Origin of the sequence: Streptomyces sp. NPDC005374, assembly GCF_042872225.1 — a bacterium.
Taxonomy (GTDB): domain Bacteria; phylum Actinomycetota; class Actinomycetes; order Streptomycetales; family Streptomycetaceae; genus Streptomyces.
The window spans coordinates 124,226-145,255 of the sequence record NZ_JBIAKA010000019.1 but is presented as its reverse complement, the minus strand read 5'-3'; the positions used below and the strand labels follow the sequence as shown (position 1 = coordinate 145,255).

Genomic DNA, 21,030 nt, shown 5'->3' with positions numbered 1-21,030 from the left:
TGATGGCAGCAGCTCAGGACGGGATCCTGGAGGAGCTGCGCCGGCTCAGAGCCCGCGTGCCGCAGCTCACGGGCGCCCTCGCGGCCGATGTCGACGGTCTCGTCCTGGCCCAGGACACCCCGGGCGTCGACCCGGAGGCCGTGGCCGCGCTCACCGGGGCCACCCGGGCGCTCGCCGCACAGCTGGCCGACGAGACCGGCCAGGGAGACCTGCGCGAACTGCTCGTGCGGGGCGTGTACGGCTATGTCGCCACCTACGCGGCGGGCGCCGGAGCCGTCGTCACGCTGCTCGCCCAGGACCGCGTCAACGTCGGCCGCCTCCATCTGGAGGGCCGCCGGGCGGGCGCCCGCATCGGGGAGCTCGTCGACTGCGCCGCCACCGGACCCATCGGACCCACCGGACAGCCCGAACACACCGAGACCACCACGAAGGCGCCCGCGAAACCCGTTCCGGCTCGTGCCAGAGCGGCTCGCACGTCCAGGGCGAAGCCCGGGGACACCCGCGCCACGGCCACCGCTCCGACGGTGGCCCGCACCACCACCGAAAGTTGAGAGAACCGAGGAGACACAGTCATGGCCAACACCGAAACCGCACTGAAGGAGGCCCTCGCCTCCATCGAGGGCGCGACCGGCGTCGCGCTCGTCGACTACACGAGCGGCATGGCGCTCGGCACCATGGGCGGCAGCAAGGGCTTCGACCTGAACGTGGCCGCCGCCGGCAACACCGACGTCGTCCGCGCGAAGATGCGCACGATGGAGCACCTCGGGCTCAAGGGCCAGATCGAGGACATCCTGATCACCCTGTCCGACCAGTACCACCTGATCCGCCTGATCGCCGGACGCGGCGGCAACGGGCTGTTCCTCTACCTGGTCCTCGACGCCAAGAGGTCCAACCTGGCGATGGCCCGCCACCAGCTGAGGGCGATCGAGACGGACCTGGAGGTGTGACCGGGCGCTAGCTAGACCAGTGCCGCGGTGCGGCGGCGCGCCCCGCCCGGGGCCGCGTCGCCCGCCGCGACACCCGTGCCGCGGTACGCCTTGACGGTCTTGCCGGCCGGGCGCCCGCCGTTCGGGGCGAGCCAGTCGACCCGCACCCACAGCAGCGCGTCCTCGGCCCGCTCGCGCCGTCCGAGCCAGGCGGCCTTCAGCATGAGGCCCGTACCGCACCCCGCGAGCAGCATGCCGCCCGCGACGGGCACGGCGAACGAACTCAGCAGTGCCACCAGCCAGGCTCCCAGCAGCCACCAGCGGTGCCCCCGGCGCCAGTTGCGCACACTGACCGCACGGTCCTGGAGCACGTCGTGCTTCCCGGCCCGGGCGGCCGCACGACCGAGCGTCATGTAGCGCTTGCGACGGCTGTACGACACCACGGCCGCGGCGACGATGAACAGCGCCGCTCCCGCCATCACGCCGATCCGGCGTCCGGTCAGCCCCGGTATCAGCAGCCCGATCCCCGCCGCGAACACCCCGAGCCACCACAGCGGCGCCGCCCCGGCGCGCACGACGACAGCCACCCGGGCCAGCCCCTGAGCCCTGCGATCTCCGCGTGCCACGTCCTGCCTCCTCGTCGTCCTGGCACAGTCCTGATGCGCGGGGAGATTAGCGGGCGAACGTGAGACAAGGCTGAGAAAGGCCCGCTATTCCACGAACAGTCCTCGCGCCGCGGCACCGGCGTCGAACTCCTCCAGGCGCGCCTGCGCCTCCGGCAGTTCGTCGCACATGGCCTCCAGCAGCACCCGGCCCAGCAGCATCGGGGCGCAGGCCGTGTCGAAGGCGAGACCGGTGCCGACGGCCGCGGGCAGGAGGAGGTCGGACGCCTTGGCGACCGGGGCGAAGGCGGAGTCGGCGACCGTGACGACGGTCAGGCCGGCCTCCTTGGCGTAGACGAGGGTGTCCACGACCTCGCGGGGATGCCGGGGCAGCGCGAAGCACAGCAGCGTCGAGGCGCCCGCGCGGACGGCGGCGTCGATACGGTCGTGGATCATCGTGCCGCCCTCGTTGAGCAGCCGTACGTCCGGGTGGACCTTGGCGGCGAAGTACGCGAAGCCGTACGCCTGGGAGGCGGCGGCCCGCAGCCCGAGCACCGGCAGGGGGCGGGAGGCCGCCAGCAGCCGGCCGGCCCGCTGCACCGGCCGCGGGTCGGCGAGGACCTCCGCCAGATGCCTGAGGTTCTCGATCTCGGCCTCGACGGCCTGCTGGTACTCGTTGTACGACGCCGGGGCCGCCGTCTGTTCGGCCGGCGCGACCTCGCGCAGGTGCCGGCGCAGGGCGGGGTAGCCGTCGAAACCTAGGGCGACGGCGAAGCGGGTGACGGAGGGCTGGCTGACCCCGGCGAGTTCGGCCAGCTCCACACTGGACAGGAACGGCACGTCGGCGGCGCGCCGCACCATGCTGTGCGCGATGCGCCGCTGGGTCGGTGTGAGCCGGTGCCCCTCGAACAGTGCCTGCAGCCGTCCCGCGGGAGTGTCCGCCACACCCGCCCCGCCCATGTCGCTCATGCCTCGCTCCCCCTCCAGATGTCCGTGAACCGGTCGAGCAGTGCGGTCGCCGCCGTCACGTCGTCCGTGAGCGGCCGGTCCGCCGAGTCCTCCTCCAGCACCGCCTCGGCGAGCTCCAGCGCGCGGCCCACCGCAAGGTCCGGGCCGGGCCGCAGACCGCGCTGGCGCAGCGCCCTTACGGCGCAGACGAGTTCGCAGCCGACGACGAGACGGTACGCGGCGCACGCGCGCAGTGTCTGACGGGCGGCGAGCGAGGCGAAGCTGGCCTGTTCCTCGACGCCCCGGGAGAGTACAGCGTGGCCGAGCGAGGCGGGCGCGGAGAAGGCCCGCAGGTCTCCGAGGGCGGCTGCGGCGGCGTACTCCAGGATCATCACGCCGGAGGAGGCGGGCTCCTGGTCGGCGAGGAAGGGCCGCAGGCGGGTGAAGGCGGGCTCGTTGAGCGTGGAGAGCCGGGAGGTGGACAGGCGGGCGACCTGGGTGAGGGCCAGCCTGAAGTGGTCCAGGGCGAGGGCGAGCTGGGCCTGGTAGAAGCCTCCGTGGTGGTAGGCGGCCATGTCCTCGGGACAGATGAGAGGGTTCTCGGCGGCCGCGTTGATCTCGATGGCGAGAACCTCCTCCAGGGCGTCGGCGGCATCGTGCGCCGGCCCGTGGATCTGGGGCAGGCAGCGGAAGCCGTACGGGTCCTGGATACGGCCCAGCGGCGGGGTGGGCCGGTCCTCCGCCCCGATCAACTCCCGCATCCGCCGGGCCACTTCAGTGGATCCGCGGTGCGGCCGGGCGGCGTGCACGGGGGCGGCGTACGCCTCGTGCGAGCCGTCCACGGCCAGCAGCGACAGCGCCCCGACGACCTGGGTCGCCTCGACGAGCCCGCGCAGTTCGTGCAGGGCGAGGGCGGCCTGGCCGAGGGTGAGGGCGTTGCTGCTGATGAAGGCGAGCGCGTCGTTGTTGTCGAGCGACTGGGGTTCGGGAGCACCACCGGCGCCCCGCCAGGGATGCTCCCCGGCGAGCGCCAGCCCCGCCTGGGCCAGCGCCGCGATGTCGCCGGTGCCCACCGAGCCGAACTCGTTGACGACCGGATGCGCCCCGCTCTCCAGCGCCTCGCACAGAGCCGTCACCACGGTCGGCCGCAGCCCCGCGCCGCCCGCCAGCAGCTGGTTGGCCCGGACCGCGAGCATCGCGCGGACCTGCCGGGCCGGGAGTTCCTCGCCGATGGCACCGGCATGGCTGCGCAGCAGTCGCAGACCGTGCTCGGCGGCCGTCTCGGTGGGCACGTCCTCGTTCCGGTTGGCGCCGACGCCGGTCGAGCGGCCGTAGACGCGTCCGGTCGCGGCGATCTGCCGGGCGGCGTCCCAGGACTCGGTGACCCGCTTCATCGCGTCGGTCCCGGGCACCGGTCGCGCGGTCCCGTCGGCGAGGCGGACGACGTCCGCGACACCGAGCCCGATCCCGTCGAGAACCACGAGACCGGTGTGCCCGACCGACACGGAATGCGCTGCGTCCATGATCCGGGACGACATAAGGCAGGAACTCCTCTCGAACCCACTGAAAGATCGACGATCTATTCAGCTACGGAGAACTCTGCATGACGTTATACAGACAGGCAAGGGACAAGCGCGTGATCCGGCTCAAGGCAAGGGCGGCCCATGAAAGAGGGAGTCTTCTTGCGGATCTCTTACCGCCCGGCTCGCCGACGTCGTCCCGGCCGGGCGGTACGACGAAGTGAACCTGGCCGGCAGCACGCGGTGTCACGTCGCCCCGGCCGCCCGGGGCCGCTCGGAGGGCAGTCGGACAAGCGGGCCGACCCTTCGCCAACAGCGTTGCGGGGCCGCCATGTTGATGCTGTGTCAAGTCGGCTCCCCGGGCCCCCTGGGAGTAATAGTGCGGTGATAGCATTCCGCCGTCCGCGACCTTGATCCACTCGGGTCGGGTGCCGTTTTGGGGCTTGGCTTGCCTGACGTGTAACGCAGCCGTTCTGTTCCTGGTGGATGCGCTGTGGATCATCGCGAGGTGGATCGACCGATGTCTGCAACCGTGCGCCGGGAAAGGTTTCCATGAATCAAGAGGTACTCATATGGTGCCTGGCCTCGGTGGCGGCGACAGCCGTTGCCGCGGTCGTGGTGCTCACTGTCCGTAGCAGAGCCCTGGGGGCGAGGAAGCGGCAGGCCGAGACCGACCTGGCGCGGCAGCGCGTCGACGCTCAGCTGCAGGTGGAAGCCGCGCGAGCCGAGCTGGTGAAGTTCCGGCAGGAGCAGGACGACGTCATCTTCGAAGCCGAGCGGACGGCGGAGGACAGGACCAGGGGCGTTCTGAAGGGCGCCGCCCGATTCCTGCAGGGCCTCGCGGCCGAGCAGACGAAGGTCCTGGACACGATGCAGCTCAAGTACGGCGGGCACGCCGTCCTCAGCGACCTGCTCGAAGTGCACCACGCGAACGCGCAGATGGCACGCAAGGCCGAGGGCATCGCCGTGCTGTGCGGCGGCCCGCTCGGCCGCCGTAACAAGCCCGCGAGCGTCTACGACGTGGTGCGCAGCGCCCAGAGCCAGATCCGCAACTTCCAGCGGGTCGAGATCATGCAGGTCAACGGCATCGCGCTGAAGGCCTCCGCGGTCGCGCCGGTCGCCCTGACCGTCGCCGAACTGCTGGACAACGCGGCCTCCTTCTCCCAGCAGGACGCGCCGATCGAGGTCACGTTCAAGCGGGTGCAGAACAACGTGTGCATCGTGATCGACGACGCCGGCGTCAGCATGAGCGACGAGGACCGGCAGGCGGCGACCGAACTGCTGTCCGGCGAGACGACGCCCCGCCTGTCCCAGCTGGGGAACCAGCCCAAGTTCGGCTTCCCCGTCATCGGTCTGCTCGCCCGCCAGTACGGCTTCAGCGTCGACGTCACCGGAGTGTCCCGGTACGGCGGCGTCCGGGCCGTCGTTCTGCTGCCCGAGGAGCTGTGGACCATGGAGGAGACACCGCCACCGGCGAACGACACCCCTGTCAGCAGCATCCGGCGCGACGAGGGCAAGCCGCGGACCGCCGCTCGCACGGCGCACGGACTGCCGAAGCGGGGAGCGCGCCAGACGCCGATCGCGAGCGTCACCGACGGTGGGGACCGCCGGAGCGAATCGCGGGTGCGCGACGTCACCGCCGCCCGGGGGTCCGGGCGTGGTCTTGGCGGCCTTCAGCGCGGCACCCTCTCGGGCCGGGAATCCGAGGTCGCGTCGCTCGAAGGGTCGCTCGACGGGTCTCGCGAAGGGTCTGAGGACGTATGACCGCTGACCTGTCGTGGATGGTCAAGGACATCGTCGACAACGTACCCGGGGCACGGCACGCGGTGGTGCTGTCCGCGGACGGCATATCCAAGGGGGCCACGGACGGCCTGACGAACGGCGGCGTCCGGAACATCTCCGCCGCCATGGCCGGTATGCAGTCACTCAGCCGCGCCGCGGCCCGGTTCGCGGGTCCGGTGAAGGAGTGGCGGTGGAACCAGACCGTCGTCGAGTTCTCGCACGGGTGGATCTTCCTGATCGGAGCGGGGCAGGGCGCGTACCTGGCCGCCGCCGCCGACCCGGACGTCGATCTGCAGCAGATCTCCTTCCGCATGCACCGGCTGGTCGCCCGGCTGGGGGACAACCTCACCTCCGCGCCGCGGGTGAACGCCGCGGAGGGTGCCGGCGTCGTCGATGCCCAGTTGGTCGAGAACGAGGCGACGGGTGGGCCGGGCTTCGTGCTCCCCGAGCTGGACAAGGCGGTCGCCGGGGTCCGGGGAGCCCGTCACGCCGTACTGCTCGGCACCCATGGTCTGCCCCTGGGGACGACCTCGGGGATCGGCAAGGACCTGGCGGACATCATCTCCGCGGCGATGTCGGGGCTGGTCGCCTACAGCCGGGCCACCGCGCAGTTCGCCGGCGGTCTCAACGACACCCAGTGGCGTCAGACGGTCGTGGAGTTCCAGCACGGCTGGGTTTTCCTGATCGCGGCCGGTGACGGCGCCTACCTGGCGGCGGCGGCCGAACACGACTGTGACATCGAGGAGTTCACCTCGCGTCTGGAGGAAGTGGTGCCCGCGCTCAACGCGGCCGCGGAACCACGGATAGGGACGGTGGGCGGTGCATGACGATCAAGAACAGCCACTGGAATTGACGTCCGAATTAGTCCCGTTGTTCGTGATCGCGAACGGGCGGGACCTTCCCCCGGACCACGAGTACTCGCGCACCACACTCGTGACCGCCCAGGAGGGCATCTCGACGGCGACGCGCACACTCTCCCCGGAAGCACGCGAGGTGATGGATCTGGTCTCCGACGGGATCCTGTCCGTGGCGGAGGTTTCCGGTCTCACGCACCTGCCGCTGGGCATCGTGCGCATCCTGGTCGCGCAGATGGCCGAAGACGGCCTCGTCCTCGTGCGGCCCCCCACACCAAGGGCCGAACCCGTCGACCGCGAACTGCTCAAGGCCGTCATCGCCGGCTTGCAGACGACTCTCGGAGCATAACTCGTGTACCTGGATCCAGCCGTCACCCATGCAGTGAAGATCCTCGTAGTGGGCCCCTTCGGAGTCGGCAAGACCACTTTGATCGGCAGCATCTCCGAGATCGAACCGCTCCAGACCGAAGAGGAGATCACCGAGGCCAGCGAGGGCTTCGACGACCTCTCGGAAACACCGGACAAGACAACCACCACCGTGGCCATGGACTTCGGCCGGCGGACCCTCAACAAGCAGCTGGTCCTCTACCTCTTCGGAACGCCGGGACAGGAGCGTTTCAAGGAGATGTGGGACGAGCTGTCCAGGGGTGCCCTGGGCGCCCTGGTCCTCGTCGACCCCGACCGGCTGGGCGACGCCTTCGCCGTGCTGGACCTGGTCGAGAAGTTCGGCCTGACCATGGCCATCGGCGTCAACACCTTCGACGGGAAGCCGGACTACCCGCTCGACGAGGTACGCGAGGCCCTGCATCTCCCCGAGGAGATCCCCGTCGTGAACGTCGATGTGCGCGATCAGCAGTCGGCGGCCAAGGCGCTCATCACCCTCGTGCAACACCTCATGTCCACACTCGCCTAGGAGCCACGGCATGCAGCACCACTACGACACCAACTCGGCGGAGATACCGCCCGGTTGCCCCGCGCACGGCAACGTTCCGCTGTACGGCCCGCAGTTCGGCTCCGACCCCGAGGGCACCTACGAGTACCTGCGCTCGCTCGGCCCGAGCGCTCCCGTGGACATCGCACCCGACGTCGAGGTCGAGCTGGTCACCAGCTATGACGCGGCCCTGTACATCCTGCAGAACCCGGCGTGGTTCGTCCGGGACTCCCGGCGCTGGAACGCGCTCAAGCAGGGGCGTGTCCCCTCGGACAGTCCGGCCCTGCCCATGATGGGTTACCGCCCCAACGCGCTCTTCGCGGACGGTGCGAGGCACGCCCGCCTGCGTCAGGCGGTCACCGACAGCATGGCCACGATCAACGAACTCCATCTCGTCCGGCAGGTCCAGCAGTCCGCCGGCTATCTGATCAGCCGCTTCAGCTCCCGTGGCCAGGCCGATCTGATGGCCGACTACGCGGCACCGCTTCCGCTGCTCGTCTTCAGCGACCTGTTCGGCTGCCCGCCCGAGATCGGCGACCGCGTCATCGTGGGGATCAGCGGCATCTTCGAAGGCACCCCCGGTGCGGACGAGGTGCTCGGCGGGGCGCTGTCGGAACTGATCGCCCTCAAGCGCCGGACCCCTGGCACAGACCTGACGACACGTCTGATGCAGCACTCCGCCGAGCTGACCGACGAGGAGGTGCTCCACCAGCTGGTGACCCTGCTCTCCGGCGGCACCGCACCTCTGACGGCCGCCATCGGCACCAGCAGCGCCCTGTACCTCAGCGAGGGCTGGCCGGTGGGCCTGCCGGTCGAGGACGCGGTCGCCCAGACGCTGTGGAACTACGCCCCGATCGCCAACTACGCGGCCCACTACCCGACCCACGATGTCGAGCTGGGCGGCAGGACGCTGCGCGCCGACGACCCGGTGCTGATCTCCTTCGCGGCGGCCAACACCGACCCCAAGCTGACCGAGCACCGCGAGCAGCTCAGCGCCAAGGCGCACCTGGCCTTCGGCGCCGGACCTCACGCCTGCCCGGCCAAGGACCCGGCCATCATGATCGTGGTCAGTGCCGTCGAGGCGCTGCTCAACCGGCTGCCCGACGTCGAGACGCGTATCCCCTTCAAGGCGCTCGCCTGGGGAGAGGGACCGTGGAGCCGGTCACTGGTGACCGTTCCGATCCGGTTCACGCCGCCCGTGGTGCCGGTGTCCGCGGGGCCGGCGTCCGCGCCGGTGGGTTCCGCGTCCGCCGCGACGGCGCGCTCCTCGGCGTCTGTCGCCCCGCAGTCCTCCGCCGCCTCCCGGCCGGCTCACGCCGCACCGCACGCCAAGCAGGGCATGTTCAGCCGCTTCCTGGCATGGACGAGGGGCGAGTCCTAGGGGAACGCGAGTGACGTAAGTAACCCTACAAGAACACTGTGTTATTGGATGCTTCAATAACCCGACGGGTACGTATGACGGCTGTGCTCAGAAAGGAGCCGTCATCGTGGGGAATGTCATGACCCCGTCGTCCGATCGCCGTGCCGCAGTCGCCCTGATCTCCCGTCTGCGGACGGCACAGGGCCAGGACGATCCCTTCTCGATCTACGAGGAACTCCGCTCCAAGGGTGCGGTCATCCCAGCCCCCTGGGGCGGGTTCCTCGTGACCAGTTTCGACCTGTGCGACCAGATACTGCGCAGCGGTGCCTGGCTGGAGCCGGACAAGCGCTGGCGGGAGCGGCAGGGGCCGCGCACCCGATGGAACGCCCCCTCGTCCCGAGAGATAAGCAGCACGCTGCCCGCCCTCAACCCCCCGGACCACACCCGGGTCCGCCGGGCGGCCGGCACCTTCGACCGCGGGACCATCGAGCAACTGGGCCGAACCGTCACCCGGACGACCGATGATCTCCTCGACTCCCTGGCCGACCGACTGCGTGACGGCGAGGCGGATTTCGCCGCCCTGGTGAGCGAGCAGCTCCCGATCGCCACCATCGGCAACTGGCTCGAACTCCCGGCGGCCGACTGGCCCCGGCTGCGCGAGCTGACCCACGAGCAGGTCTACACCCAGGAACTGCTTCCCTCGGCAAGCCAGTTGGCCCGCTCCGACGTGGCCATGGCCGAACTGCGCGGCTACTTCCTGGACCTGGTGAGCGAGCGGCGTACCCGCTTGGGCGAGGACCCCGTGTCGCGGTGGATCACGACATGGGACTCCCTGGAGCCCGACCGGGAAAAGGCCGACGAAGCCGTCTACTTACTGGCCCTGTTCGTGCTGCTGGCCGCTCTGGAGACCACCTCCACCCTGCTGTCGACCATGACGCTCCTGCTCGTCGAGGACCCGGCGCGCTGGGACCTGGTCGCCGCCGACCCCGACGCACTGGTGCCCGCGTTCGTCGAGGAGACGCTGCGCTACGACCCTCCGTCACACGTCATCAGCCGCGTCGCCGCCGGGGACTGCCTCCTGGAGGGTGTCGAGATCCGCACGGACGACATGGTCCACCTCATGGTGGGAGCGGCCCACCGGGACCCGGCCAGACATCCCCGTCCCGAACGGTTCGATCCGCACCGCAAAGCCGCCCACCTCGCCTTCAGCGGAGGAATCCACTACTGCCTCGGCGCGCCGCTGGCCCGGCTGGAAGCCCAGACCCTGCTCCGTCAACTGGTCGGTCGTCTGCCCCGCCTCACCCTCGTGCGTCGCCCGACGATGGCGCCCCGGGTGGCGTTCAGACGACTGCTGAATCTGGATGTCGCCCTCGCATGAACGACGTACCCGCCCTCACCGCGCCCTCTCGCGAAGCCCTGCAGGTCGAGCAGGACGGTCCCGTGCTCCACGTCCGGCTCAACCCCTCGCAGCACGACGACACCCTGAGCATCGCCGTGGTGGACGCCCTCATCGGTCTGCTCGACGACCTGCACGACCGGCCGGACGTCCGCGTTCTGATCCTGTCGTCGCTGGGTGAGGACTTCTGTCTGGGAGCCGATCGCGGCGAGTACCAGGCCGCTCTCGCCATGGACCCGACGGGTGCCACCCTGCGGCGCATCGCCGACAAGGCCCACCGCCTGTGCCAGGCCCTGGAGAGCACCCACGCCATCACCATCGGCCGGCTCCACGGCAGCGTCCTCGGCGCCGGCCTCGCGCTCGCCGCGTACTGCGACCTGCGGGCAGGCGCGGACACCTGTCGGTTCCGCATGCCGGAAGTCGGGGTGGGGCTCCCGCCCGCCTGGGGAGGTGCCATGGGGCGTCTGATCTCCGAGGCCGGGGTCGCGAGGATCCGCGAACTCATGCTCACCAGCGGCCAGTTCGACGCGGCCGACGCCCACCGTCTCGGGCTCCTCCACCAGGTGGCTCCCCTGGAACGGCTGGACCAGGTCGTCGACGGCTGGACAAGACCGCTGCTGCGGCGCTCGCACGAGGCCCTCATCCTGACCAAACGCATGCTGGCCGGCTATGCCCGCGCCGACCGCACCGCCGAGGTCGCCCTCCTCGACTCCCACCTCCTGACGTCACACCTCGCCCGCACCGGGTAGGCATCCGCCTCACCCCGACCACCGACCGGCGGTGGCACGGCCGCAGGTCCAGGACAGCCCCCCGAAAGTAGGGGGGCTATCCCCAGTGCGGGCCCGGTCACGGATCCCTACCTTGGATCCCATGACCGGAATGGACGCGCGGGACCCCGAACTCACGAAGGAACTCAACGCCACCCTGCATGCCCGCAGGGAGCTGGGCGAGGAGTACGAGTCCGCGCTGGTCGACTCGTTCCTGGAGAAGGTCGAACAGCGGATCGACGGCGCCGTGGACCGCCGGGTGCGCAGGCAGCTCGCCGAGCAGCAGATGGTGATGGCGCGGGGCGCCCGTTCGCCCAAGTCCACCGACTCCTTCGGGGAGCGCTTCGGTTTCGGCATCGTCTCCCTGGTACTGGCGATCCCGCTGTCCGCGATCGGCGGCGGCATCGCCCACTTTCCGGGGCTTCTGGCGGCCTGGGCGGGCATCGTCGGCGTGAACGCCTTCCAGGCCGCGAAGTCCAACCCGGACATCTTCCGCCGCCGCCACCGCAAGGACGACACCGACTGGGAGGCCTGAGGGCACCGGAAGGCGGCGCGGAACGGCTGCAGTTGCCGGGTAGTCGGGCGACAGCCCACTGAGGCGGAGAAAAAAATATGCGCGGGGACCGCCGCACCCCCGTTGCCGGGGGGCGGGACGACGGCGGTCCCCGCGAGGGACGTCGACCGGGTCAGGCCTGGTCTTACGCCCAGCGTCCTTGGAGGTCCGGGAGCCGCTCCGGAGGTCCTTGGACGTTCGGTGTCGGCTGGGGCGGGGAGCCGCTCCCGCCCTGCCGACATCCACTAATGTGCCGGACTCGTGTTAAGCGTGTGCTGCGTGGACGTGACGCGCTCGTACCAGTTCCGCGAAGTCCACCCTTTCGGTGGGGAACCGGAAGTTCGCCGCGTCCACGCCCTGTTCACCGGACGTTTTCCCGCGGGATGCGCTTACTTGCCGCCCTTGGCGAGAAAGGCCAGCAGGTCCTGCCGGCTGATCACTCCGGTGGGCTTGCCCTCCACGAGGACGATCGCCGCGTCCGCCGAACCCAGCACCTGCATCAGGTCGCCGACCGGTTCGCCGGAGCCGACCTGGGGCAGCGGGGACGACATGTGCTTCTCCAGCGGGTCGTCGAGGGAGGCCCGCTGGGTGAACAGCGCGTCGAGCAGCTCCCGCTCCACGACCGACCCGACGACCTCCGCGGCCATCACGTCCGGGTGACCGGCGCCCGGCTTGACGATCGGCATCTGCGAGACGCCGTACTCCCGCAGCACCTCGATGGCCTGGCCGACGGTCTCGTCGGGGTGCATGTGGACGAGGGAGGGGATGGCGCCGTGCACCTTGTCGTTGAGGACGTCGGCGACGCGGGCGCTGGGGCCCTCGTCCTCCAGGAAGCCGTAGTCGGCCATCCACTCGTCGTTGAAGATCTTCGAGAGGTAGCCGCGTCCGCTGTCCGGGAGCAGGACCACCACGACGCCGTTCTCGTCCAGGCGCTCGGCGACCCGCAGGGCCGCGACGACGGCCATGCCGCAGGAACCGCCCACCAGCAGGCCCTCCTCCTTGGCGAGGCGGCGGGTCATCTGGAAGGAGTCCTTGTCGGACACGGCGACGATCTCGTCGGCGACGTTCCGGTCGTAGGCGGTGGGCCAGAAGTCCTCACCGACGCCCTCGACGAGGTACGGCCGCCCCGAGCCGCCCGAGTACACGGACCCCTCGGGGTCGGCGCCGACGACCTGGACCCTGCCCTCGCTGGCGTCCTTCAGGTACCGCCCGGTCCCGGAGATGGTGCCGCCGGTGCCGACACCCGCCACGAAGTGGGTGATCCGCCCCTCCGTCTGCTCCCACAGCTCGGGGCCGGTGGAGTGGTAGTGGGAGAGCGGGTTGTTGGCGTTGGAGTACTGGTCCGGCTTCCAGGCCCCCGGCGTCTCACGGACCAGCCGGTCGGAGACGTTGTAGTAGGAGTCCGGGTGCTCGGGGTCGACGGCGGTCGGGCAGACGACCACGTCCGCCCCGTACGCCCGCATCACGTTGATCTTGTCCGTGCTCACCTTGTCGGGGCACACGAAGATGCAGTGATAGCCCTTCTGCTGCGCCACGATGGCGAGTCCGACCCCGGTGTTTCCGCTGGTCGGCTCGACGATGGTGCCCCCGGGCTTCAGCGCCCCGCTCTCCTCCGCCGCCTCGATCATGCGCAGCGCGATGCGGTCCTTCACGGAACCGCCGGGGTTGAAGTACTCGACCTTGGCCAGGACGGTCGCCCGGATGCCCTTGGTCACGCTGTTGAGCTTCACCAGCGGGGTGTTGCCGACGAGGCTGATCATCGAGTCGTGGAATTGCACCGTTGTCTCCGGATGCTGCAAGGAAGTGGTCGAAATGGTTCCGTCAGCCTATGGCCTGTTCGGGCGCCATGACGGCCGTTCACTCCCCGTTGGGATTGGGCCACGGTCCGTGCGGGGCAAGGAGTGGGTGTAGCGGGTACGACGGAGGTGGCGGCGACGAATGACGAGCATGTCGAGGGCGAGGGTGGCCCGGCGGATCGCGGCGGGCGCGGCGTACGGCGGTGGCGGGATCGGTCTGGTCGGAGCCGCGGCCATGGGGCTGCTGCTGGCAGAGGTGCGGCTGGCGAGACGGCAGGTGGGCAACGGCGCGACGCCGCACGTCCCCCAGGCCGAGGGCCGGTACGGCCATGTCTACGCCACACCCGGCGAACCGGCCCTGCGGCTGGTGATGCTGGGCGACTCCACGGCCGCGGGCCAGGGTGTGCACCGGGCGGGCCAGACACCGGGCGCACTGCTGGCGTCCGGCCTGGCCGCGGTGGCGGAACGGCCGGTGGAGTTCCGTAACGTCGCCCTGCCCGGGGCCACCTCCGACGATCTGGACCGTCAGGTGGCGCTGACGCTGGCGGACCCCGGCCGGGTCCCCGACGTCTGCGTGATCATGATCGGCGCGAACGACGTGACGCACCGGATGCCGGCGACGCGCTCGGTGCGTCATCTGTCCTCGGCGGTACGGCGGCTGCGCACGGCCGGTGCCGAGGTCGTGGTCGGCACCTGCCCGGACCTGGGCACGATCGAGCCGGTCCAGCAGCCCCTGCGCTGGCTGGCCCGCAGAGCCTCCCGCCAGCTGGCGGCCGCCCAGACGATCGGTGCGGTCGAGCAGGGCGGCCGCACGGTGTCCCTGGGCGACCTGCTGGGCCCGGAGTTCGAGGCGAACCCCCGGGAGCTGTTCGGCCCGGACAACTACCACCCCTCCGCGGAGGGCTACGCGACAGCGGCGATGGCGGTGCTGCCGACGGTCTGCGCGGCCCTGGGCCTGTGGCCGGCCGACGAGGACCGTCCGGACGCGTCCCGCCGCGAGGGCTTCCTGCCGGTGGCGAGGGCGGCGGCGGAGGCGGTGTCGGAGCCGGGCACGGAGGTCGTGGCGGCGATGCCGACAGGCCCGAAGGGCCCCTGGGTACTCCTCAAGCGCAGGCGCAGGCGGCGGGTCAGGGCGACGGAGCCGACGCCCACCAGCACGTCAGGCGTCTGACCCCAGCCGCCCATTCAGCCCCTCCGGCGTTTGAGGAGCGGGGGTCCAGGGGGCAGAGCCCCCTGGAACGGACGGGACGGGTAGGGGCGGCGGGGGCGAAAAAGCAAGCGCTTAGACATAGGTCACACCGCCACGCCCGTGACCTCGGCCATACGTCCGGGTAACTTCGCAAGCAACCACGCCCGGAAGAACACCCCGCATGCCAATGGAGCCGTGATGCCCGAAGCCGTGATCGTCTCGACCGCCCGCTCCCCCATCGGCCGCGCCGTCAAGGGCTCCCTCAAGGACCTGCGCCCGGACGACCTCACCGCCACGATCATCCAGGCCGCCCTCGCCAAGGTCCCCGAGCTGGACCCGCACGACATCGACGACCTGATGCTCGGCTGCGGCCTCCCCGGCGGCGAGCAGGGCTACAACCTGGGCCGCATCGTCGCCGTACAGATGGGCATGGACCACCTGCCGGGCTGCACGATCACCCGTTACTGTTCCTCCTCGCTGCAGACCAGCCGCATGGCCCTGCACGCCATCAAGGCCGGCGAGGGCGACGTCTTCATCTCGGCCGGCGTCGAGATGGTCTCCCGCTTCGCCAAGGGCAGCTCGGACGGCCTCCCGGACACCACGAACCCGCTCTTCGCCGAGGCCCAGGCCCGCACCGCCGCCACGGCCGCCCAGGAGGGCACGACCTGGCACGACCCGCGCGAGGACGGCCTGCTCCCCGACCCGTACATCGCGATGGGCCAGACAGCCGAGAACCTGGCCCGCACCAAGGGCGTCACCCGCCAGGACATGGACGAGTTCGGCGTCCGCTCGCAGAACCTCGCAGAGGAAGCCATCAAGAACGGCTTCTGGGAGCGCGAGATCACCCCGGTCACGCTCCCCGACGGCACGGTGGTCAGCAAGGACGACGGCCCGCGCGCCGGCGTCACCATGGAGGCCGTCGGCGGCCTGAAGCCGGTCTTCCGCCCCGACGGCCTGGTCACCGCCGGCAACTGCTGCCCCCTCAACGACGGCGCCGCCGCGGTCGTCATCATGAGCGACACCAAGGCCCGCGAGCTCGGCCTCACCCCGCTCGCCCGCATCGTGTCGACGGGCGTCTCGGGCCTGTCCCCCGAGATCATGGGCCTCGGCCCGGTGGACGCGTCGAACCAGGCGCTGCGCCGCGCCGGCCTCACCATCGACGACATCGACCTGGTCGAGATCAACGAGGCGTTCGCCGCCCAGGTGATCCCCTCCTACCGCGACCTGGGCATCCCGCTGGAGAAGCTGAACGTCAACGGCGGCGCGATCGCCGTCGGCCACCCCTTCGGCATGACGGGCGCCCGCATCACGGGCACGCTCATCAACTCCCTCCAGTTCCACGACAAGCAGTTCGGTCTGGAGACGATGTGCGTGGGCGGCGGCCAGGGCATGGCGATGGTCATCGAGCGCCTGAGCTGACCAACACCCCATATCCGTACGGAAAGTAGCCGCACGGGAACACAGCGCCACCCTTTGGCCCGGAACCCGGGAAACTCCTGGGCTCTGGGCCTATTTGTGATCCAATCTCCCTCAGGATGTGACCTATCTCCCTTCGGGAAGGGATTTGCGCAGGTCAGAGCCGTTTCACCACCAAACCTCGGGCCCAAAGTCCTGTCCGTTTCGTGACGTTACGCACTGACAGGTGGATAGTCCGCCCTTCAAGCTGATGTAGGAAGTCGGGGGTCGACTTTGAACCGGGAGTACGTCAGTGAGCGCCATGCCGATCGCATTGCTGGTCACCACGGCCGCCACAGGCGCCGTGGGCGTCGCCGTCCTGCGCACCCTCATGGTGCTGCGCCGGCAGGTCGCCGCCCTGCACACCGAGCTCGTCAAGAACAACACCGCGCCGCTGCGAGGTCTCGTACCGGCCGCCCGCCCCGCCACTGACGTCGCCGAGATACGCGCCGCCGTGGCCGAGGCCCTCGCCGAGGAACGCGAGCGCGAACTCGCCGAGGCGCGCGCCTTCTGGGCCGCCCAGGAGTCCCGTGACGCCTCCGAGGCGCCCTCGCTGCTCGGTCTGCCCGACAGCGACCTGTTCCTGCCCCGGCAGGTCGACTTCGTGGGCCTGGAGCCGGTGACGGAGCCGACCACGGACGCGGACGAGTTCGCCGGTGACAGTGCCGAACTGGCCGCGGCCCGCCGCCGCCACCCCTCCCACCCGGACTTCGTCCCGGTCGGCTCACCCGCCGTGGGCGACCACGAACGCACGGTGGCGACCCTGGAGGAGCTGGCCGCCTCCGGCACCGAACTGGCCGACGTCCGCCCGGGCCCGCTCGGCACCCTCGACGTCTACGTCTTCACCGACGGCACGACCCTCTGCATGACCCCGGGCCACCGCGAAACGGCCGAGCGCCTCTCGGCGGCCCTGCGCGCCGGCGAGACCCCGGTCCTGCTGGGCGGCTCGGGCATCTCGGGCGCGTACACGCTGACGTTCGCGTGCGGCGAGGAGAACGTCTACATCCTGGCGGACAGGGTCATAGCGAGCCTCTGACGGCGCGGGGCTGGTCGCCCCCGCCGAACCTCAGACCCCCGCCCGCTTCTGCGCTTCCTCCACCAACCGCACAGCCTCGGAAACCTGGCCCTCGTCATCGAGCACGAGGGCCAAGTCATGCACGGCGACGGTGATCTGGTCGGCCGCGGCGAACATCCCCGCATCCGGCATCTCGCGAAGCGACGACGTACCCGGCTCCTCCAGAAGCTGCGTCCGACGGGCGAACTCCCGGGCCAGCCCCAGCGCCTCAGCGGCCGCGCCCCGCTGCAGGCGGGACTGCGGCGCGGCCCGCAACCGGTCGGCGAATTGGTCCACAGCCTGGGTCAGACGCGAGGTATCAGCCACCCGGCAACCGTACGCGTCCCACCGGGACTGTTGCCAACACGCGAACGCTCAGGCACGGTGACCTGAAGGACCGGCTTACAGCCCATGCGCACGGAGGCGCCGATGTCCCAAGTTTTCTCCGAGGAGACCCACCGCAACATGCTCGCCCGCATCCCTCACTGCACCGGTCGTGAAGTATCCGACTGGCTCCGCACCGTCGACGACGGGCCGGCTCTCTTCCGCTTCGAGGAGAAGGTCAGCTGGCTCCGCCACGAACACAACCTCGCGTACGGCCACGCGAAAGCGCTGATCCACGAGTACGACCTGAGGAGGGCCGCGCGCAGGTACTCCTAGTCGCGCACACGGGAAAGGGCCCCGGGTGGGAACCCGGGGCCCTTTCACACGTCACGCGTGCACCACGTCCACTAGTCGTTGCTGTTGAGGATCGCGATGAGCCGCAGGAACTCCATGTAGATCCACACCAGCGTCAGCGTCAGACCGAACGCCGCCAGCCAGGCCTCCTCCTTCGGCGCGCCGTAGGCGATGCCGTCCTCGACCTGCTTGAAGTCGAGGGCGAGGAAGCACGCGCCGAGCAGGACGCCGATGATGCCGAACATGATGCCGAGGCCGCCGCTGCGGAAGCCGAGGCCGTCACCGCCGCCGAAGACGGCGAACAGCATGTTGACCATCATCAGCAGGACGAAGCCGAGCGCGGCCGCCATGACGAAGCCGTAGAACCGCCGGTTGACGCGGATCCAGCCGGCCCGGTACGCCACCAGCACGGCGGTGAAGACCGCCAGGGTGCCGATCACGGCCTGCATGGCCGCACCGGACGCGATGCGGTTGTCGACGACGCTGGAGACGACGCCGAGGAACACGCCCTCGAACGCGGCGTACGACAGGATCAGCGCGGGCGAGGCCTTGCGCTTGAAGGACTGGACGAGCGCCAGGACCATGCCGATGACCGCGGCACCGATACCGATGCCGTACGAGCGGCCGATGTTGGCGTCGTCGACCGGCAGCAGCGCCCAGGCGAGCGCGGCCGTGACGACCAGGATGCCGAGTGTGGTGCCGGTGCGCATGACGACGTCGTCCATCGTCATCCGGCCGGTGGTCACCGGGGCCTGCGGCGGCGCGCCCTGCTGAAGGTCCTGCTGGGCGTAGGGGTTGGTCGCGTACGGGTTGGTGCCCTGCGCGCCCACTGCTGCGCCCCCGGCCTGCGGCGCGGTGTTGAAGCCGGCGTAGCCGTTGTCGCGGCTGAAGCCCCGTCGCGAGAAGACCGGGTTGCTGCTCCTCATTTCACTCCTCCATGGCCACCGTGTGTGGGCCTTGCCCTCAAGAGTAATAGGTAGGCAAAGGAATGACCCTAGTGCTTGAGGAGGATCTTCCCTCGATGTGCTGGCCAACACGCTACGCGCACGCGTGATTCCCGGCACCGGAGGGGCCGCCTCACTCGAGGGGGAAGCCGGTGTACCCCTCGGCGAGGTCGGCCTCGGCCGCCCGGGACCCGGCGATCCGCTCCAGCCGGGCCTGCTGCATCCGGTCCTCGAAGGCGGTGGCGTCGGGCGCCCGGTGCAGGAGGCTCGTCATGTCGTACGAGAACCGTTCGGCCTGCCACACCCGGCGCAGACAGGTCTCGGAGTAGGCGTCGAGGCGCTCCGCCGAACCGGTCTCCTTCTGGTACGCCAGCGCCCTCGCGAAGGTCACGACGTCACCGACGGCGAGGTTCAGGCCCTTGGCACCGGTGGGCGGCACGATGTGCGCCGCGTCGCCCGCGAGGAAGAGACGGCCGTACCGCATGGGCTCGTGGACGTGGGAGCGCATCGGGGTGACGGACTTCTGCGTGATCGGCCCCCGGTCCAGCGTCCAGTCGTCGTCGGTCTCGAAGCGGCGCTCCAGCTCGTCCCAGATCTCCTCGTCGCCCCAGCTCTCGGCGTGCGTGCCCTCGGGGACCTGGAGGTAGAGACGGGAGACGGACGGGGAGCGCATGGACAGGAGGGCGAAGCCGCGGTCGTGGCGGGCGTAGACCAGCTCGTCGTGGGAGGGCGGGACGTCGGCGAGGATGCCGAGCCAGGCGAAGGGGTACGTCCGCTCGAACACCTGGGTGAGTTCGGCGGGGATCGCCTTTCTCGCCACGCCCCAGAAGCCGTCGCAGCCGACGACGTACTCGCACTCCAGGACGTCCTCGCGGCCCTGGTGCCGGAAGCGGATCCGCGGGCTGTCCCCGTCCGCCCCCTCGACGGCCAGCGCCTCCGCCTCGAACAGCAGCGGGCCGCCGTCCTTGAGCTGGAGGGCGATGAGGTCCTTGCACACCTCGGTCTGGGCGTAGACCATCACGGACCGGCCGCCGGTGAGGGCGGGGAAGTCGACGCGGTGGCGCTTTTTGTCGTAGCGCAGTTCGATGCCGTCGTGCGGGAGCCCCTCGCGGTCCATGCGCTCACCGGCGCCCGCCTCGCGCAGCACGTCGACCGTGCCCTGCTCCAGGATCCCGGCGCGCTGGCGGTGCTCGACGTAGGCGCGGTCGCGGCTCTCCAGGACGACCGAGTCGATGCCGGCGTTGTGAAGGAGGCGGGCGAGGAGGAGACCGGCGGGGCCGGCTCCGATGATGCCGACGGTGGTGCGCATCGGGCGTTCCCTTCGGAGACCTTGGTTCTCGGCTGACGCCAGTAGTTGTGCACTGTTCGCTAGGTGAAGTTTATTTCACTTAGATGTCCTGAGTCTGCGCTCAGCGTCTGCCGATGTCAACGGTCTGCACGGCCGTCCCGGCCCGCGGAAGGCTGCCGCGGACCGGGACGGCCGACGGGTCAGCGGCCGGGCCAGCCGTCCAGGTGACGGTGCATGGTGACGTCGTCCTGTGCGTCACCCTTCGGGGCGTCGGCCACGGCGTCCTTGAGGACGGCGTTGACCTCGGCGGCGAGGGCGTCGGCCTGGGTGCGCAGTTCGGCCGCGGGGACCTTGGAGCGGGTCAGCGCGTCCAGTCGGCGGTGGATGTCGGCGAGTTGGCGGCGGTGGGCGGAGTCGAGGGTGAGCGGGGTGGGCGTGGAGACCACGAACTGGTAGGCACCGGCCAGGGTCTGGCAGCCGTTGCAGTTCTTGTTGGCGGCGTCGCTGAGATTCACGGCGTTCAGGCGCGTCTGATCACCGGCGAACGTCACGATCTGGAAGGACAGCGCGACCGAACGGCAGGCGTCGTCGGCGGAGCAGCCCGACGAGACCGCGTTGGCCTGGTTGCGCACACCGGCCGCGCTCACCTTGCCGTACTGACGGATGGTGAACGAGTCCTTCGCCTCCGTGTGATCGAGCCGGTTGGCACGGCTGAACACATGGTCCGACGCGACGGCGACCTTCGCGGGCCCACCGGTGGCGGCCTGCGCCGGAACGGCGGTCGCCACACCGGCGACACCGGCTGCGAACAGGCCGACGCGGACGGCCCGCCGGGTGAGCGGAGAGGTGGAACGGCGTTTTCGGTGACTGCTCAAGGGATCTCCTCGGGTTCATGGATGAGTGCGGACACGGGGCCACCGACCGCCCCGCCCCGAGACCGGCCACGGTTGGCCTTACGGCCGGCCACGGTTCTGCTTGCAGCCGGCC

The 21,030-nt window shown here is 70.4% G+C and carries 22 protein-coding genes; 14 read left to right on the top strand and 8 right to left on the bottom strand.

The features are described from left to right. The first annotated feature begins 2 nt into the window (after positions 1-2). Together ACFYRX_RS37840 and ACFYRX_RS37835 are read left to right on the top strand one after the other, a co-directional pair. Positions 3-551, top strand: coding sequence for a roadblock/LC7 domain-containing protein (locus ACFYRX_RS37840; protein WP_389110183.1), 549 nt, complete (start codon positions 3-5; stop codon positions 549-551). Positions 552-572: 21 nt separating this feature from the next. Next, positions 573-947, top strand: a complete 375-nt coding sequence (locus ACFYRX_RS37835) for a hypothetical protein (protein WP_389110179.1) — start codon at positions 573-575, stop codon at positions 945-947. Between the two features lie 11 nt (positions 948-958). Here ACFYRX_RS37835 and ACFYRX_RS37830 read toward each other — a convergent pair whose 3' ends face one another. The 3 genes from ACFYRX_RS37830 to ACFYRX_RS37820 form a co-directional block, all read right to left on the bottom strand. Next, positions 959-1,552, bottom strand: a complete 594-nt coding sequence (locus ACFYRX_RS37830) for a hypothetical protein (RefSeq protein WP_389110177.1) — start codon at positions 1,550-1,552, stop codon at positions 959-961. Positions 1,553-1,636: 84 nt separating this feature from the next. Next, the gene (locus ACFYRX_RS37825; RefSeq protein ID WP_389110174.1) at positions 1,637-2,497 is read right to left on the bottom strand and encodes a MurR/RpiR family transcriptional regulator; all 861 of its coding nucleotides are present in this window, start codon (positions 2,495-2,497) and stop codon (positions 1,637-1,639) included. Continuing rightward, entirely contained in the window at positions 2,494-4,014 is a 1,521-nt protein-coding gene (locus ACFYRX_RS37820) for an aromatic amino acid ammonia-lyase (protein WP_389110171.1), read from the bottom strand. Before ACFYRX_RS37820 ends, ACFYRX_RS37825 begins: the two co-directional genes overlap by 4 nt. 534 nt (positions 4,015-4,548) lie before the next feature. Here ACFYRX_RS37820 and ACFYRX_RS37815 point away from each other — a divergent pair. The 8 genes from ACFYRX_RS37815 to ACFYRX_RS37780 all read left to right on the top strand — a co-directional run bounded on the left by ACFYRX_RS37815 (position 4,549) and on the right by ACFYRX_RS37780 (position 11,621). Then, positions 4,549-5,760 carry an ATP-binding protein gene (locus ACFYRX_RS37815; RefSeq protein ID WP_389110168.1) on the top strand — a complete coding sequence of 404 codons (1,212 nt, stop codon included), beginning with the start codon at positions 4,549-4,551 and terminating at the stop codon, positions 5,758-5,760. Then, on the top strand, positions 5,757-6,605 hold the full coding sequence (locus ACFYRX_RS37810; protein WP_389110165.1) for a roadblock/LC7 domain-containing protein: 849 nt from the start codon (positions 5,757-5,759) through the stop codon (positions 6,603-6,605). The genes ACFYRX_RS37815 and ACFYRX_RS37810 overlap by 4 nt, the downstream gene beginning before the upstream one ends. Beyond that, the gene (locus ACFYRX_RS37805; protein ID WP_389110163.1) at positions 6,598-6,981 is read left to right on the top strand and encodes a DUF742 domain-containing protein; all 384 of its coding nucleotides are present in this window, start codon (positions 6,598-6,600) and stop codon (positions 6,979-6,981) included. Before ACFYRX_RS37810 ends, ACFYRX_RS37805 begins: the two co-directional genes overlap by 8 nt. Before the next feature lie 3 nt (positions 6,982-6,984). Next, entirely contained in the window at positions 6,985-7,545 is a 561-nt protein-coding gene (locus tag ACFYRX_RS37800; RefSeq protein WP_389110160.1) for an ATP/GTP-binding protein, read from the top strand. A 10-nt stretch (positions 7,546-7,555) separates the two neighbouring features. Beyond that, entirely contained in the window at positions 7,556-8,944 is a 1,389-nt protein-coding gene (locus ACFYRX_RS37795) for a cytochrome P450 (protein WP_389110157.1), read from the top strand. Between the two features lie 118 nt (positions 8,945-9,062). Next, positions 9,063-10,301, top strand: coding sequence for a cytochrome P450 (locus ACFYRX_RS37790; RefSeq protein ID WP_389110375.1), 1,239 nt, complete (start codon positions 9,063-9,065; stop codon positions 10,299-10,301). After that, a complete protein-coding gene (locus ACFYRX_RS37785; protein ID WP_389110154.1) occupies positions 10,298-11,068 on the top strand; it encodes an enoyl-CoA hydratase/isomerase family protein in 771 nt (256 codons plus the stop codon). Before ACFYRX_RS37790 ends, ACFYRX_RS37785 begins: the two co-directional genes overlap by 4 nt. A gap of 130 nt (positions 11,069-11,198) precedes the next feature. After that, the gene (locus ACFYRX_RS37780; RefSeq protein WP_389110371.1) at positions 11,199-11,621 is read left to right on the top strand and encodes a hypothetical protein; all 423 of its coding nucleotides are present in this window, start codon (positions 11,199-11,201) and stop codon (positions 11,619-11,621) included. Positions 11,622-12,028: 407 nt separating this feature from the next. On the opposite strand, the gene ACFYRX_RS37775 is transcribed toward ACFYRX_RS37780, so the two are convergent. Continuing rightward, positions 12,029-13,417, bottom strand: a complete 1,389-nt coding sequence (locus tag ACFYRX_RS37775; protein WP_389110151.1) for a cystathionine beta-synthase — start codon at positions 13,415-13,417, stop codon at positions 12,029-12,031. 160 nt (positions 13,418-13,577) lie between these two features. On the opposite strand from ACFYRX_RS37775, the gene ACFYRX_RS37770 reads away from it, so the two are divergent. From ACFYRX_RS37770 to ACFYRX_RS37760, 3 genes are all read left to right on the top strand, one after another. Beyond that, positions 13,578-14,606, top strand: coding sequence for an SGNH/GDSL hydrolase family protein (locus ACFYRX_RS37770; protein WP_389110148.1), 1,029 nt, complete (start codon positions 13,578-13,580; stop codon positions 14,604-14,606). 216 nt (positions 14,607-14,822) lie between these two features. Continuing rightward, a complete protein-coding gene (locus ACFYRX_RS37765; RefSeq protein WP_389110145.1) occupies positions 14,823-16,043 on the top strand; it encodes an acetyl-CoA C-acetyltransferase in 1,221 nt (406 codons plus the stop codon). A 289-nt stretch (positions 16,044-16,332) separates the two neighbouring features. Beyond that, on the top strand, positions 16,333-17,115 hold the full coding sequence (locus ACFYRX_RS37760; RefSeq protein WP_389110143.1) for a hypothetical protein: 783 nt from the start codon (positions 16,333-16,335) through the stop codon (positions 17,113-17,115). A gap of 30 nt (positions 17,116-17,145) precedes the next feature. Here the strand turns inward: ACFYRX_RS37760 and ACFYRX_RS37755 are convergent, their stop codons facing one another. Continuing rightward, positions 17,146-17,430 carry a hypothetical protein gene (locus ACFYRX_RS37755; RefSeq protein ID WP_389110370.1) on the bottom strand — a complete coding sequence of 95 codons (285 nt, stop codon included), beginning with the start codon at positions 17,428-17,430 and terminating at the stop codon, positions 17,146-17,148. 132 nt (positions 17,431-17,562) lie between these two features. Between ACFYRX_RS37755 and ACFYRX_RS37750 the strand changes: the two genes are divergently transcribed. After that, entirely contained in the window at positions 17,563-17,793 is a 231-nt protein-coding gene (locus tag ACFYRX_RS37750) for a DUF4287 domain-containing protein (protein ID WP_389110140.1), read from the top strand. Between the two features lie 71 nt (positions 17,794-17,864). Here ACFYRX_RS37750 and ACFYRX_RS37745 read toward each other — a convergent pair whose 3' ends face one another. The 3 genes from ACFYRX_RS37745 to ACFYRX_RS37735 all read right to left on the bottom strand — a co-directional run bounded on the left by ACFYRX_RS37745 (position 17,865) and on the right by ACFYRX_RS37735 (position 20,918). After that, positions 17,865-18,737: a Bax inhibitor-1/YccA family protein gene (locus ACFYRX_RS37745; RefSeq protein WP_389110137.1), complete on the bottom strand. Its 873-nt coding sequence runs from the start codon at positions 18,735-18,737 to the stop codon at positions 17,865-17,867. Positions 18,738-18,888: 151 nt separating this feature from the next. Further along, the gene (locus ACFYRX_RS37740) at positions 18,889-20,064 is read right to left on the bottom strand and encodes a 4-hydroxybenzoate 3-monooxygenase (RefSeq protein WP_389110134.1); all 1,176 of its coding nucleotides are present in this window, start codon (positions 20,062-20,064) and stop codon (positions 18,889-18,891) included. 179 nt (positions 20,065-20,243) lie between these two features. Continuing rightward, positions 20,244-20,918, bottom strand: a complete 675-nt coding sequence (locus ACFYRX_RS37735) for a hypothetical protein (RefSeq protein WP_389110131.1) — start codon at positions 20,916-20,918, stop codon at positions 20,244-20,246. Between the last annotated feature and the right edge of the window lie 112 nt (positions 20,919-21,030).

Bases quoted from the DNA above. Each gene is read 5' to 3' on its own strand.
- ACFYRX_RS37835 (WP_389110179.1), top strand. From the start codon at position 573: ATGGCCAACACCGAAACCGCACTGAAGGAGGCCCTCGCCTCCATCGAG.
- ACFYRX_RS37745 (WP_389110137.1), bottom strand. From the start codon at position 18,737: ATGAGGAGCAGCAACCCGGTCTTCTCGCGACGGGGCTTCAGCCGCGAC.
- ACFYRX_RS37810 (WP_389110165.1), top strand. From the start codon at position 5,757: ATGACCGCTGACCTGTCGTGGATGGTCAAGGACATCGTCGACAACGTA.
- ACFYRX_RS37825 (WP_389110174.1), bottom strand. From the start codon at position 2,497: ATGAGCGACATGGGCGGGGCGGGTGTGGCGGACACTCCCGCGGGACGG.
- ACFYRX_RS37740 (WP_389110134.1), bottom strand. From the start codon at position 20,064: ATGCGCACCACCGTCGGCATCATCGGAGCCGGCCCCGCCGGTCTCCTC.
- ACFYRX_RS37840 (WP_389110183.1), top strand. From the start codon at position 3: ATGGCAGCAGCTCAGGACGGGATCCTGGAGGAGCTGCGCCGGCTCAGA.
- ACFYRX_RS37815 (WP_389110168.1), top strand. From the start codon at position 4,549: ATGAATCAAGAGGTACTCATATGGTGCCTGGCCTCGGTGGCGGCGACA.
- ACFYRX_RS37820 (WP_389110171.1), bottom strand. From the start codon at position 4,014: ATGTCGTCCCGGATCATGGACGCAGCGCATTCCGTGTCGGTCGGGCAC.
- ACFYRX_RS37780 (WP_389110371.1), top strand. From the start codon at position 11,199: ATGGACGCGCGGGACCCCGAACTCACGAAGGAACTCAACGCCACCCTG.
- ACFYRX_RS37790 (WP_389110375.1), top strand. From the start codon at position 9,063: ATGACCCCGTCGTCCGATCGCCGTGCCGCAGTCGCCCTGATCTCCCGT.
- ACFYRX_RS37750 (WP_389110140.1), top strand. From the start codon at position 17,563: ATGTCCCAAGTTTTCTCCGAGGAGACCCACCGCAACATGCTCGCCCGC.
- ACFYRX_RS37770 (WP_389110148.1), top strand. From the start codon at position 13,578: ATGACGAGCATGTCGAGGGCGAGGGTGGCCCGGCGGATCGCGGCGGGC.
- ACFYRX_RS37795 (WP_389110157.1), top strand. From the start codon at position 7,556: ATGCAGCACCACTACGACACCAACTCGGCGGAGATACCGCCCGGTTGC.
- ACFYRX_RS37785 (WP_389110154.1), top strand. From the start codon at position 10,298: ATGAACGACGTACCCGCCCTCACCGCGCCCTCTCGCGAAGCCCTGCAG.
- ACFYRX_RS37765 (WP_389110145.1), top strand. From the start codon at position 14,823: ATGCCCGAAGCCGTGATCGTCTCGACCGCCCGCTCCCCCATCGGCCGC.